The sequence below is a fragment of the Paenibacillus vini genome (genome assembly GCF_018403325.1).
Lineage (GTDB): Bacteria > Bacillota > Bacilli > Paenibacillales > Paenibacillaceae > Fontibacillus > Fontibacillus vini.
Map to the genome: position 1 here is coordinate 182,074 of NZ_BOSL01000009.1, position 13,729 is coordinate 195,802.

At 49.5% G+C, this 13,729-nt stretch carries 9 protein-coding genes and 1 pseudogene; 5 read left to right on the forward strand and 5 right to left on the reverse strand.

Features of this window, described 5'->3' with window-relative positions; genetic code table 11:
- Positions 1 to 55 precede the first annotated feature (55 nt).
- From KJS57_RS26505 to KJS57_RS15235, 3 genes and pseudogenes are all read right to left on the reverse strand, one after another.
- Positions 56 to 973, reverse strand: a complete 918-nt coding sequence (locus KJS57_RS26505) for a glycine betaine ABC transporter substrate-binding protein (RefSeq protein WP_247681733.1) — start codon at positions 971 to 973, stop codon at positions 56 to 58.
- Between the two features lie 14 nt (positions 974 to 987).
- Positions 988 to 1,819: pseudogene (locus KJS57_RS26510) on the reverse strand (ABC transporter permease); the annotation flags it as partial.
- Positions 1,803 to 3,020, reverse strand: a complete 1,218-nt coding sequence (locus KJS57_RS15235) for a quaternary amine ABC transporter ATP-binding protein (protein WP_213655451.1) — start codon at positions 3,018 to 3,020, stop codon at positions 1,803 to 1,805. The pseudogene KJS57_RS26510 and the gene KJS57_RS15235, both read right to left, overlap by 17 nt.
- 307 nt (positions 3,021 to 3,327) lie before the next feature.
- Here KJS57_RS15235 and KJS57_RS15240 point away from each other — a divergent pair, with 307 nt between their 5' ends.
- Positions 3,328 to 3,882 (forward strand): GbsR/MarR family transcriptional regulator, encoded by a 555-nt coding sequence (locus KJS57_RS15240; protein ID WP_211021672.1) that lies wholly within the window; start codon positions 3,328 to 3,330, stop codon positions 3,880 to 3,882.
- 542 nt (positions 3,883 to 4,424) lie between these two features.
- Here KJS57_RS15240 and KJS57_RS15245 read toward each other — a convergent pair.
- Together KJS57_RS15245 and KJS57_RS15250 are read right to left on the reverse strand one after the other, a co-directional pair.
- On the reverse strand, positions 4,425 to 6,653 hold the full coding sequence (locus tag KJS57_RS15245; RefSeq protein WP_213655452.1) for a poly(ethylene terephthalate) hydrolase family protein: 2,229 nt from the start codon (positions 6,651 to 6,653) through the stop codon (positions 4,425 to 4,427).
- Between the two features lie 140 nt (positions 6,654 to 6,793).
- Positions 6,794 to 8,140, reverse strand: coding sequence for an amino acid permease (locus tag KJS57_RS15250; RefSeq protein ID WP_213655453.1), 1,347 nt, complete (start codon positions 8,138 to 8,140; stop codon positions 6,794 to 6,796).
- A gap of 202 nt (positions 8,141 to 8,342) precedes the next feature.
- On the opposite strand from KJS57_RS15250, the gene KJS57_RS15255 reads away from it, so the two are divergent.
- The 4 genes from KJS57_RS15255 to KJS57_RS15270 all read left to right on the forward strand — a co-directional run bounded on the left by KJS57_RS15255 (position 8,343) and on the right by KJS57_RS15270 (position 13,719).
- The gene (locus tag KJS57_RS15255) at positions 8,343 to 9,299 is read left to right on the forward strand and encodes an ABC transporter permease (protein ID WP_211021675.1); all 957 of its coding nucleotides are present in this window, start codon (positions 8,343 to 8,345) and stop codon (positions 9,297 to 9,299) included.
- A 30-nt stretch (positions 9,300 to 9,329) separates the two neighbouring features.
- Complete coding sequence (locus tag KJS57_RS15260; protein WP_211021676.1) at positions 9,330 to 10,226, forward strand: carbohydrate ABC transporter permease; 897 nt, start codon at positions 9,330 to 9,332, stop codon at positions 10,224 to 10,226.
- Between the two features lie 94 nt (positions 10,227 to 10,320).
- Positions 10,321 to 12,009: an extracellular solute-binding protein gene (locus tag KJS57_RS15265; protein WP_213655454.1), complete on the forward strand. Its 1,689-nt coding sequence runs from the start codon at positions 10,321 to 10,323 to the stop codon at positions 12,007 to 12,009.
- 129 nt (positions 12,010 to 12,138) lie between these two features.
- Positions 12,139 to 13,719: a response regulator gene (locus KJS57_RS15270; protein ID WP_213655455.1), complete on the forward strand. Its 1,581-nt coding sequence runs from the start codon at positions 12,139 to 12,141 to the stop codon at positions 13,717 to 13,719.
- Positions 13,720 to 13,729 lie beyond the last annotated feature (10 nt).

The following is a 13,729-nucleotide window of genomic DNA, read 5'->3' on the forward strand; positions in this document are numbered from 1 at the left end:
TGCAGTAAAGAAACCATCCCAGCCAGAGGGATGGTTTCTTCGTTTTAATCGTGAATTATTTCAAATCTTCGATCGAATTAACATCGACATAGGCAGGAACGACCAGCCCGGTTTTTACGCCGGTCATGTTTGGACCGAGGTCCTCCAGCTTATCGCCGTACTCTGTCCAATAATCGGCATGTGTCAATGGCAGCCATGCGGCAGGAGAGGCATCGACATCCCCGCTGGCAACGCCGGTCCACATTGGGCCCGCTTCAACCTGAAGCGCGGTAACGTCATACCCAAGCTTACTTTCCAGCACGTATTCCAGTAGGTTGGTGCTGGCGATTTCCGAATCCCACGCTACATAACTAAGCTTGAGTTTATCGCCGCTGACAGGCTTCAAATCCTTCGTCCAAGTGTCCACACGGTCGCCATGACTGTCAGCCCATTCTTTGGCTGCATCCGCCGGATCTTTCCCTTCCTGGATGGCGGTCATAATTTCACCCATCTCATCGGAACTCCATTCGAAGCGGTCAAGAAACTCATAAGCTACAGGATGATCTTCTTTTAAGCCTTTCCGTGCGACGGTATGGATTTCTTCGGCTTCCCCGAATACTTTTTTCGGATCTTCAAGATACTTCAGATCGTATTTCGAGAACATCCAGTGTGGGGTCCAGCCGGTAATGATGATCGGCTTTTCAGCCTTTACCGCTTTGTCGAGCATGGCGGTCATAGCCGCTCCCGAACCTTCGATCAGCTTCCAGTCGGTGAGACCGTACTGGTCTATCGCAGCGGCGGTAGCTTTCATAATGCCGGCCCCAGGGTCGATCCCGATGATTTCATGTTTAACCTGATTCCCGAACGATTCAGCTGTACCGGTTTCCCCTTTGTTCCCGGTATTGGCGCCTTTACCTGAATTAGAGCCGCAAGCGGACAGGGCCAGAACCCCGGCTAAACCTGCAAGTACTAGTAGTTTCTTCGATATCTTCATTCTTTAACCTCTCCCTTTGTTCGATTTGAAAAGATTTTGCGTAAACCGGTCAAGTACGATAGCCAGCACGACCACAGCAAGGCCGGCTTCAAAACCTTGTCCGATTTTAAGCTGAGTGACGGCGCGGTAGACGGTGGCGCCGATCCCCTGGGCCCCGATCATCGAAGCGATGACGACCATGGACAAAGATAGCATGATCGTTTGGTTGATTCCGGCCATCATGGTCGGCATGGCGAGCGGAAGCTCAACCTTGATCAGCTTCTGCCACGAAGTCGAGCCAAAGGCGTCGGCCGCTTCGGCCAATTCGCCGGATACCTGCTTGATACCGAGGTATGTCAAGCGAATGGTTGGCGGAATCGCGAATATGACGGACGCAATAACGCCGGGCACAACGCCGAGACTGAAGAACGTTACCGCAGGCAACAGATACACGAATGCCGGCATCGTCTGCATGAAATCAAGCAGAGGCGATATGATCCGGTGCGCCGTTTTGCTGTAGGCACTCCAGATTCCGATCGGAATGCCGAATACGATGGATATGAGCCCTGAAGTAATGACCAATCCAAGCGTGTTCATCGTTTCTTGCCAGTAGCCGAGATTATCGATGAGCAGGAAGCCGATCACCGTAAACAGGGTCAATCTCCATTTTCCGACCAGATAGGCGAGAATTCCGATAATAACGATGAAAAGCAGCGGATGCGGAAGCAGGAACAGTCCTGAGAAGAAGCCTACGACGGCTTCGATTACGTCGGAGATTCCATCAAACAATCCTTCGAGATTGGTTGCCATCCAGTCGACGATCGCTTCTATCCAGTCTGCGAGCGGAAGCTTAGGAATGAAGTCCATGTTCGCTCACCTCCTTGTTATCCACTTCTCCAGCAAGAGCGCCGAGAACGGCTCCTCTAACAATGACGCCGAGCAACCGCTCCTGTTCGTCAACGACCGCCAGCGGTACCTTCGCGGAACTGGTCACTTCAAATAGCTCATTCAGCAAAGTTTCAGGTGGCACCTTCGGGCCGTCTTCGATCAGAATATCGCGTAGGGAAGCCCCTGTTTTAAGCGCTTGAGAGGCGTCCTCGGCCGTAATGACCCCAAGCAGCCGCTTGGCCCGGTCGATTACGAACAGATTGGAAATACCTCTTTCCCGCATGAGCTGTAGAGCGACCCGTGGTCCGCGGTCCAATGTTACTGTTTCTGGCCGGCGCATTACCCGCGATGCCGTCAGGACTTTGGACAAGTCGACATCTTCGATAAAGCGTTCGACGTAACGGTCCGCAGGCTGGGTCAACATTTCCTCCGGCGTACCGATTTGCACGAGCTCCCCGTCCTTCATCAGGGCGATCCGGTCGCCGATGCGCAGCGCTTCATCCAGGTCATGGGTAATAAAGACGATCGTTTTCTTCATCTTCTCTTGCAATTCGAGCAGTTCATCCTGCATGTCGCGACGAATAAGCGGATCCAATGCGCTAAATGCTTCATCCATCAGCAAAATTTCAGGATCGTTGGCCAGTGCCCGCGCCAAGCCTACACGCTGCTGCATGCCACCGCTCAGTTGATCCGGCAGAACATGCTCCCAGCTCTTCAGACCGACCAGTTCCAGCGATTTCTGGGCTTTTTCCCGGCGCTCCGCTTTATTTACCTTCTGCACTTCCAAACCGTATTCGACATTCTCGAGGACGGTCCGGTGAGGAAAGAGAGCAAATTTTTGAAACACCATGCTTATGGTTTTGCGGCGAACTTCTCGAAGCTGAGACTTATTCATCTTTCTCAAGTCCTGTCCATGGATCAGCACTTCGCCTGAAGTAGGTTCGATCAGACGGTTAAGCATGCGTACCAAGGTGGATTTACCGCTGCCGGACAGTCCCATGATCACGAAGATTTCACCTTCATTAATACTGAGGCTTACCCGGTTTACGCCGACCATGATGTTTTTTTCCTTAGCGAGCCGTTCTTTCGTATACCCCTGCTCCAGGAGTTGAATGCCTTGCTCGGCACCGGGTCCGAATAGTTTACTTAGTCGATTGACTTTTAAGATTTCATTTCCCATACATTCACCCCTTTTGAATTCTGCAAATTTCATTTCTCTATATAGACACAGTTAATTTCCACCGTACCGTGCCAATCCATGCTCATAGTGTAGCAAATAACCAAGCTTTTAATCAATTCTTAAAACCGTACGTATAGAACGTACAGAAAAAACTGTACGTTAAGAATCTTCGTATACCTTCCGAATGCTCCAAAATGCTACCCGGTTCACTTCTTTACTTTTGGGCATCCTTTTCTTAAGATAGAATAAGTATCCGTCCGCCTGCGGAAATGGGTGCTGGATTGCGCAATGATAGGAGGTCGCACGCATGAGCTTGGACCAGCTCACAACGGAACAACATGCCGAGTTATTAAAAGTGCGTAAGCGTGTTATAGAAGCGATTGGCAGAAACATGGACTTATATGGAATATCATTGTCGACGGGCCATTTGTACGGGCTGCTTTTTTTTGCCGACAAGCCGATGACCCTGGATGAAATGGGATTGGAAATGAAAATGAGCAAGACAAGCATGAGTACGGGAGTGCGTACCCTGCTTGACTTGAAGATGGTTAATAAAGTGTGGGAGAAGGGCTCCCGCAAAGATTTGTACGAAGTGGAATATGATTGGTACCAGACGTTTACCGACTATTTTGCAATTAAATGGAGAAAAGCGGTGGAAACTAACATTCTAGTGCTTCGCCGTGCGATTCAGGAAATCAATAAGTCGTTGGCGGGAGAGAACAGCCCGCAGGAACCGTTCCGTTCTATACTTGAGGAAGACCGCCGCAAGATGGGCGAGGCCGTCAAATATTACGAATGGATGGATCGATTAATCGATGTGATGGAGAGCGGCGAGATCTACGATCTGGTGCCAAAGGAGTAACAACAGAAAAAGGCGGAGTTCCGTTGGGGAACTTCGCCTTTTTTATTTTCGGAATCCGACGCTCACAAAATTTAACGGACATGAGGGCCGTTATTCGGCGATAAATGAAGTGTTTTGGAATCTAACGGACACCAGGGACCTTAATGAGGTAAAAAAGCTAGCTTAGACGGGGAATTGAGGCAAATAAGGTCCCATGTGTCCGTTAGAATTATAAAACCGGGGATTTTGCAGGAATAAGGTCTCCTGTGTCCGTTAGAGCTACATCTAACGTCTGTCGTGCCACAAATCACCGCTCAAACACCCAACATACAGCGTTCAAATCCAACATACACCGCTCAGCACCCAACGACCAGCGCCTACGATCCGCTCTTCACCATCCATCACCACGGACCACAATCGACCCATGCATCTCCGTCAAAGGCCAACCGCCCAACGCCCCAGATCAACGCTCATCGCACAACACCTGCAACCAAGCATCCTCCGACTACCCACCTCTGAAGCGGAGGATTGGCTCTTTAAAGAAGAACTCTGAGCCTAGCAGTTCAATACACCCCGATATCGTCCAGCATCACCCGTCCGGGTCCGTTGGTTAGACGGAAGGTGAGTCGCGAGATGCCGGAGGCCGCGTTAAAGTTCGGGTCTTCGTCGCTGAAGGCCGATAGCGGCAACATGTAGGTCTGAAAAACGGCCTCGGTTGGATTTTTGTATTTGCCGTCGGACAAATGCAGGTCCAGCCAAGGGTGGAGGGTGTAGTTGGTTTCGGGTAACGGCAAAATCGGCATGAACTTCGAAAGAGGTAGTCGTACGATGACCCCATCCAAACTCTCCAGCTCCACTTCAATATCTAATTTTTTTACCTGGCTTATTTCATAGCTCCGATCCGACAGGGAAAAGGATAGAAATTGTGCCGATGCCTTGCTAGGCGACGGTGCTGCTTTATCCCAGCTCAAACTGTAGGTGGACACCGTCTCGGATTGATCATCTCTCTCCAGCACTGCACCGCGCGTGCCTTTGCCGGACTGGCGGCGGTTTTTGGCCTCTTCTTCCTTCCAAAGGATATCTTGGCCTTCGGCTACGCCTCCGCCCGGAACGGTCATCCGGTTCATATCCTCGTCGAACTTGGCCCAAGAGGTCATTTGTCCGCTTTCGAACCGGTTAAAATAGGTGGTCTCGGGCAGCCAATCCAAGCCGGTCCTGTAGTCGCGGAACAATGGAAGGTACTGATCCTGCCGGTGGAGCGTGGCCTCCAGAAATGCGGAAATATAAACCTTTGCTATCGTTCGTTGTTCTGCGGCGGGCAGCAAGCCTTTTCGGCTCAGCAGAATACCTTTTGGGTAACTGATATCCCGGCCGCCCCAACCGGTATTAAACTGGCTATGGTTGGCGTCCGCAATATAGAGGGAAGCTTTGAAAGAAGCCTCTCCCTTCGAAAAAGAGGTCCGAGCGTACTGTCGCTCTCCGTCGAAATCATTGACGTCGCCGTCCCGCGCGCCTTGCAGCGTCAAATAATTGACATCCTTCAGCTTGGCATAATTGCCGTCGACTTTTTTGTCGGTCGGGGCAATGGCTGCGATCGCCCGGATCTGATACTGATCAATGCCTTCCAACGTTTCGTCGGCGGCGAACCACCGTTTATATTCGGAAGCCATCGATACGGCCTGACCGCCCCGGGAGTGCCCGATCAGAGCGATTTGCTCAAAGTCGACCCGCCCGTAGAACGGCGTCTCAGGATCCTCGGCGAACTTGCCGATTTCCTGCAGATGTTTGAGCAGAATCCACGCCCGAACCTTCATGTCATTGTCCGGGATACCGGTCCACACGGAATAATTGAGAAAATTCTCGTCCACAGACACGGCAACGAATCCCCGGCTTGCTAGCAAATTCCCCAGATAAGAATAGCCATCATCCGAATAGTCTTCCATTAAATGATTCCCATGAACGATCAGGACGAGCGGAAAAGGACCGGAACCTTTAGGCATCCATACCCGCCCGTTCAAAGGCAGTGCTTTTTCATTGAATCCCCAATAGAACGTTCTGAAATCAGACCATTTTTTAATGTAAGCGGAGGCATCCGCCGAGCTTGAAATCAGATCGGCGCCTACGCCGTATTCCGGCTGCCAAATATCCTTGCCGCTTCCGTAATAGAAGGATTCGACTTGGTAATTGCCCGGTTCGCCGGGATTCAAGGCGTTGATTTCAGGAAGGTCAGAAACATCCACGGAGACCGCGGATTCGGTTGGATCAGGCCATACGGCAGAGGACAAGCAAGCCAGCACCAATACGGCGGCCACACTGGCTTTAATCCGCAGCGTAATTTTACGGGAAGCAAATAACCCCACCAACAGACCGATAAGCACCCCGGTAAGCGTTACAGCCGAAGATACGATGGCCGAGATCGCGAACGCTTCATCTTCCTGATAGAAAATGAGGAAAATGGCTACCAGATCAAAAATGACAGTGCCTATAAACAGGCGGGGAGCGGGTAGGCCGGTTAAAGCCAGAATGATTGCGATGAGATGGGCTATCAGAAACAGTGCCGCTGTTCCGGCAAAGGCGAAGGTCATGGTGTCAAAGGCGGTACCCAGCCCTGTCGGCATTCCCAGCGCGGCAAGGATAAACGCGAAGATGCCGGCCCCCCAGGGACCGGCTATACTGATCCGCCAGAACGCGGTATCGTAGCGATACGTCTCTCGGATGCGCTCGCGCAGCTTTGAACGAAGCGGTATTTTCGGTTGCTTGATGACATACTCTGTCCGGATTTCAAGTTCCATGGCTTCCCCCAGCTATTCTCTATATATAATGTCTGAAGATTGTGCGTCGTAACAACCTTCATTGTAACATGCACAAAGGAGGGAGAGGTAATGGAGAATACCGGGTCTTCAATTTCAGGTTCATAAATACCGACTTTTGATTACCGGCCCCGATTCGGTTTGAAGCGGATGAAGGACCAGATGAACAGGACGAGCATAACTGCGAGACAGACGCCGATGCTAATCCGGTTTTGCTCGTCAAAGAGGAAGAGAACCGCGATGACGGATAAGCAAATGACGGTCAGAATCGTGATGTAAGGATATCCCCAAACCGTAAATCCCGGCTTGGTAGGGTAAGTTTTACGAAGTTTCCATTCCGACAGCAGAATGCTGATCCAGACCAGCAGCACCACAAAACCGGGCACAGCCATCAGCAGTCGGAATACGTTGTCCTGAGCGACATAAGCAATCATGGATCCCAGAATAAGCACGACGGCACACAGCTTAAGGCTGTTCACCGGTATGCCCTTGGAGGACAGACGTGCCAATCCGGATGGGGCTTCTCCGTCTGTAGCCATCGAATGCAGCATCCGGGTTGCACCGTAAATTCCGGAATTTGCCGCGGACAGCACGGCAGTGATCAAGATGAAATTCATCAGATGTGCGGAGCCTTGCAGACCTGCGGAAGTAAGCACCTGCACGAATGGGCTGGTATGCTCGTTCAACGAATTCCACGGTATCAGGCCGCAAATAATCAGGATCGGTAAAGTGTAGAACAGGACTACGCGCAATATAAAGCTTTTTACTACTTTAGGAAGTACTTTTTCGGCGTCCTGCGCTTCCGATAGAGTCAGGCCGATCAGCTCGGAGCCCCCGTAAGAGAACATGACGATCAACAAAGCGGGGAAGATGGCGGTCCAGCCGTTCGGAAAAAATCCGCCGTAAGCGGTAAAATTATGACTCCATGAGGCGCTTGCCCCCGGAAGAATTCCGAACAGGATACAGGCACCCAGCACAATGAACACGATGATCATAGCGATCTTGATTCCTGCCAGCCAAAACTCGAATTCCCCATAGCCTCCGACGCTCATCATATTGATCGCCAGGATAAATCCGGCGCTGGCCAAGCTGAGTACCCATAGCGGAACATCCGGGAGCCAGAACTGCAGGAAGCTTCCCGCGGCGATCACTTCAATTACGCAGACGGCGAGCCACATGAAGCAGTACAGCCAGCCGACGACAAAAGACAGCCGTTCGCCAAACGCTTTGCGAATAAAGTCTTTCATATTGAGACCCGGGTACACGGTAGCCATTTCGGCAATGGCCCCCATTACGACCAGGAGCAGCAAGCCGGCGAGGATATAGGACAAGACGACACCGGGTCCGGCCACGCTGACCGTTTCGGCGCTTCCTTTAAATATGCCGGTACCGATTACCCCGCCCATCGCCATAAAGCTGATGTGTCTCGGCAGTAATTTTTTTTGCAAAGTATTCTTGTTGGAATTCAACGATCATAGCCTCCTGACCTAAGGTCAATTTTAAGTGTATTGCATTATATTACAATAAAAACAGGATGAATTGTAATGCAATAGATTATAATTCCCCATTGTTGATTAGTATCATATTTCGTTGATTGCTCTGATAGTAAGCGGTTTCCTGTTCTATTAGAATGTAAATAGACGGAGAAAGCAGTTTGGGGAGGAAAGACAGATGACACAGCTATCCGTATCAAAACCGGTGGAGACGCCGGGGAAAAAGCCAAACGGGGTGCAGCGATTTTTTAAACAAATCGATTTGCAACTGATGGTTATTCCGGCGCTCATCCTCATTTTTATTTTTAGTTACATACCGATGTACGGCATCCTGATGGCTTTTCAGGATTACAAAATCGGAAGAAGTTTTTCCAGCAGTCCGTGGGTAGGGCTCAAGCACTTCACTTATTTCTTCCATGCACCGGAATTTAAAACCGTGATGAGAAATACGATTGTTATCAGTTTTCTGAAATTTCTCATCGGATTCCCGGCCCCGATTGTTCTGGCTCTCATGCTAAATGAAGTTAGAAAAATGGCCTTCAAACGGGTTGTTCAGACGATTACTTATTTGCCTCACTTTATGTCCTGGGTTATCCTGGGCGGTCTGGTCAGCGCATTGCTTGCGGTGGATAACGGCAGCATCAACATGCTTCTGGAGAAGCTGAGCTTCATAGACAAGCCGATTAACTTTTTGTCACTACCTCAATATTTCTGGGGGATTCTCGTAACGACGAACGTCTGGAAGGAAATCGGATTTGGCTCTATCGTCTACCTTGCGGCAATCGCCGGTGTGGATCCAAATACATATGAGGCTGCATCGATCGATGGTGCGAGCCGATTCAAGCAAATCTATCTGATTACGCTTCCATCCATTATGCCTGTTGTCAGCATCTTCATGATCTTGGCTATCGGCAACCTGTTAAGCGCGGGTTTTGAGGACATTTTGATTCTCGCAGCCAACCCGGCCATCCGGGATGTATCCGATGTATTGGATACGTATGTGGTGCGTGTCGGGATCGACAATTACCGATACTCCTATGCAACTGCCGTTGGGGTCTTCAAAGCCGTAGTCAGCGTGGGTCTGCTAAGCTTGGCCAATTTCATAGCACGGCGGTCGGGCAACAGTTTGTGGTAATCCGGATATAATCAGAGGAGGTTGCTTGATATGAAGGACACCTTGGGTGATCGCATTATGATGCTTTTTATCTATTCATTTCTTATTTTGCTCGCGGTATCTACGCTGTATCCATTCTTGAACGCTTTAGCGGTATCTTTTAACCAGGGGCTTGATACTTCCAAAGGCGGAGTTACGCTATGGCCGAGAGTATTCACCTTGGAAAACTATAAAGTCGTGTTTAAGGATGACCGTTTGATGAGCGGATTCTTCATCTCGGTTCTACGTACCATCATTGGTACGGCATCCGCGATTCTGTGCACAGCGATCTTTTCTTACGGCATGTCCAAAAAGGAACTGATGGGCCGTAAATACTATATGGTTATGTGCATTATCACAATGTATTTTGGCGGCGGGTTGATTCCTACCTTCATGCTGATTCGCAACCTGGGTTTGATGAACTCGTTCTGGGTCTTCATTATTCCTTCGCTGATCGGCGTGTGGAACATGATCATTTTCCGAACCTTCTTCCAAGGGCTTCCGAATGGATTGGAGGAGTCGGCAAAAATCGACGGCTGCGGCAACTGGGGGACCCTATTCAGAATCGTTCTCCCTTTGTCGGGACCGGTTATCGCCACCCTGGCGCTGTTTACCGCCGTGTATCACTGGAATGAATGGTTCCTCGCCGGGATTTATATCTCCGATCAGAATAAATACCCGATCCAGACGATTTTGCGGCAGATTCTGTTATCCAATATCGTCTCCGAACAAGGGGGAGGGGGGCTGGATGCTTCATCGCTGGCCCACATGCAGCGGGCCAAAACGATAACAAGTAAATCGCTTTCGATGGCGACGATGATCGTTGCTACGCTTCCAATTATTTGCGTCTATCCTTTTGTACAAAAGTACTTTGTCAAAGGCGTACTGGTCGGTTCACTGAAGGAGTAGGTAAAGTGGATAAACGATATTTCAAGCGGGTTTAGAGCACAAGCTTTAACCATAGATCATATCATTTGTATTTCAGAAAGGGGAAAGCAACGCTATGATGAAGAGGAGAAATTGGCTGGTTACCGTTTTATCGGTCCTGACGATTATTGCACTGGTTGCCGGTTGCTCCGGCAAAAACAGCAATAGCGCTAAACCGGCTGAACAGAACGGCAACACTGCGGAGACGCCAACGACAGAGGCGAACTCAGAGGGGCCGAAACTCTACGAACTTGGGAAAGAGCCGCTCAACATTACATTGTTCGGAAATTATGACTGGTATACGATGCCTAAGTGGGGCGATGATCCAACCACGAAATGGGTTCAAGAGAACAAGAAAATTACGGTGACGGAAGTACCAAACGGCGGCAACGCAGCTCAGAAGCTGAATACGATGATTGCATCCGGCGAATTGCCTGACATCGTATGGGGCGAACGGGGAACTGACGTAGAACGGCTGCGTGAAGCAGGATTGCTTGTTCCGCTTGATGATTATATCGATAAATACCCGAATTTGAAAAAATGGCTCGACCCGAAAGCTCTGAACATGCTTCGTTCACCTGACGGTAAGCTGTATCAGTTCCCGAACTGGTATACGAACCGGCCGAACGGGAACGCCGGCTGGGTTGTAAACAAGGAGTACTATACGGCGCTTGGTTCGCCTAAGCTTGAAACTACGGATGACTTATACGCCTATTTGAAACAGGTTAAGGAAAAGTATCCGAACGTAATTCCGTTTGAAACGGACCTTGCCACTGAAGGACATGGTCTGGACCAAATTTACTCCGCGTTTAAGGAAGATAACATGGGCTTCGGCAGATTCTTTGCCGTACCTGACGGTGACGACAAGATGAAATCAATCTATAAGGATGAACCTTACCGTGAGTCCGTTGTATATGCTGCAAAATTGTTCCGGGAAGGCTTGATGACGCAGGATGCATTTACACAAACTCGTGACCAGGTCGATGAGAAGTTGATGAATGGCCGGGTAGCGGTATATGCGACAGCGAACCCGACGGTTTACGCGATGGCTGCGGATACCGAGCTTAGAAAAAAAGATCCGTCCAATCCTGATCTTGGCTACTTCATGATATGGCCGATTCACAAAGAAGGGCTGGATAAGAACAAAATCTATCCGGGTACCTACAACAAATTGGGTTGGAATGCGGCAGTAATTACTACAAGCGCTAAAGATCCGGAAGCCGTCTTTGCATTCCTGGATTGGTGGACCGGTCCGGAAGGAACGACGCTGCAATTCTGGGGCGTGGAAGGCGAGTACTGGCAAGGACTTGAAGCGGATGGCTACACACCGAAATTTACGGAGAAATACGGTACGGAGAAAGACAAACTGGCTGAGTATCAGAAGTTCATGGATCCGTTGATGTGGGTCGGCAACACCGTATTTGCCGATGATACAAAAGGTAAATACGAGTCAACATTGGCTGAAAACGAGCGTAACTGGGCGACTTACTGGCAGTATCAAATTACCTGGAAAACGCAAGGGGACGCTACGGAGTTCGTTAATATGCCGCCAAGCCCGGACAGCGAAGCAGGCATTGCGTTCCAACGCGCTAAGGACATTTGGGATCAAGTGAGAGCTCAAACGCTGTTCACGAAGAGCGACGCAGAAGTGTTGGCTCTGTTAGACAAGGCTTATGATGATACGATGGCTGCCGGATTCCAAGCAACATTGGACCACTTCGCTAAGAAGTGGGGCGAGAACAAAGCAATGATTAACGGTAATTAATTTTTTATGAAAGGGCCTGGTTCGTTCGGGCCCTTTTTTCTATCACTGCCGGATGAATATGTGCCTGTTCAAGGAACATATTGGAACGGTATACTGGATTAAAGAGCCTATCCTAGGAGGATTCTCATCATGTATAAAGTGTTGTTGGCCGATGACGAATTGCTTGATTTGGAAGGAATGAAGCGTTTTATTCCGTGGACAGAGCTGGGATTGGAAGTGGTCGATGCCGTAAACAACGGATTTATGGCATGTGAAGTCATGGACCGCCATCCGATCGACATTCTCGTTACGGATGTCAATATGCCGAATATGTCAGGACTGGAATTGGCCAAGATCGCCATCGAAAAGAAACCGAATGTCAGAATCATTTTTGTAAGTGGTTATCAAGACTTTCACTACGTGAAGGAGGCGCTATCGTTAAAGGCATGCAGTTATGTGCTTAAGCCGATGGATGATGAGGAATTGATATCTTCCCTTCTCGGGATTACCGAGGAGTTGAAGCTGGAGGAACAACAGCGGGAAAATGAGGAGAACTATCGGCATATGAAGCCGATGGCGCAAAATGATCTGCTCGTGAGATTGCTGGAAGGAGAACTGATCTGGGACCATTCCGATAGCTTGATGAAGCTTGCTGCTTCCTACGGCCTTGATCATTTGGAGGGACCGCTTCGCGCCGCGGTGCTTGAAATAGACGATTTGCATTGGCTGAAATCTAAAGAAGTGGAAGATGATGTCCAGGATAAGCTTGAAAATCATCTCAAGCAACTTTACGAGATTATTTACAGCAACGAGCTCTACACTTGCAAATTGACCCGAAACCGGATGGCTATCGTTCTCCACGGCAAGGGCTTGCGCCGAAGCTTGGAAGAGATTCGCGGATCGATCGATTCAACGATCTCCATGTCCATAACGGTTGGATTGGGAGAAGAAGTACAGCATATCTCCGAGCTAACGCAATCCTATAAGCAGGCGCTGGAAGCGCTGGACGGCAAAATGTTTTTCGGCCGCGGTCAAGTCATCAATTATGAGGATGTTCGAAGAGCGCCTGAGTTAAACGACGCCAAGACGCTGGATATCCGGTTGGACGCCTTGTTTAAAGCGATGTCGAATTATGACCTGGTCCGGGTTCATGACGAAATTGATAATTTGTTTAAATCGGTCTCCACGTTGAGGTCGAAATTCACGGTGTATAACCTGGCGATGTATATCGTGTTCAAGCTTGATCATTACTTGCAGGAGCTGGACGAGGATTTGTTCGAGATGCTGGGAATGGAGCTACACAGCCTGGACGTTATACTTAAATTTGAAATGATGGGTGATATCCGCTCCTGGCTGGTTCGTAAAGTATTTGAAATATCGGAGAAGATTCGAAAGAAGAGAGCTACCAAGAACAGCCGGCTCATTCGGGAAATTTTGAAGACGATGAAGGAACGTATGAACGAGAACATCACACTGAAGGACATCGCGGAGCAGTTCTCATTTTCTCCGAATTATCTGGGACATTTATTTAAAGAAGAAATGGGCAAGAACTTCAGCGAAATGTTGATCGGCATGCGAATGGAGCAGGCCCGTGAATTGCTCAAAAATCCTACGCTGAAAATCTATGAAGTTGCCGACCAGGTCGGTTATCGTTATATTCCTTACTTTAGCCGGCAGTTCAAGGAAACATACGGGATAACCCCGATGGAATTCCGTAAGGGAGACCAGTGACGGAGGAAAT

Coding starts and splice junctions, on each gene's coding strand:
- KJS57_RS26505 (WP_247681733.1), bottom strand. CDS start 973: ATGAAGATATCGAAGAAACTACTAGTACTTGCAGGTTTAGCCGGGGTT.
- KJS57_RS15255 (WP_211021675.1), top strand. CDS start 8,343: ATGACACAGCTATCCGTATCAAAACCGGTGGAGACGCCGGGGAAAAAG.
- KJS57_RS15270 (WP_213655455.1), top strand. CDS start 12,139: ATGTATAAAGTGTTGTTGGCCGATGACGAATTGCTTGATTTGGAAGGA.
- KJS57_RS15240 (WP_211021672.1), top strand. CDS start 3,328: ATGAGCTTGGACCAGCTCACAACGGAACAACATGCCGAGTTATTAAAA.
- KJS57_RS15235 (WP_213655451.1), bottom strand. CDS start 3,020: ATGGGAAATGAAATCTTAAAAGTCAATCGACTAAGTAAACTATTCGGA.
- KJS57_RS15260 (WP_211021676.1), top strand. CDS start 9,330: ATGAAGGACACCTTGGGTGATCGCATTATGATGCTTTTTATCTATTCA.
- KJS57_RS15245 (WP_213655452.1), bottom strand. CDS start 6,653: ATGGAACTTGAAATCCGGACAGAGTATGTCATCAAGCAACCGAAAATA.
- KJS57_RS15265 (WP_213655454.1), top strand. CDS start 10,321: ATGATGAAGAGGAGAAATTGGCTGGTTACCGTTTTATCGGTCCTGACG.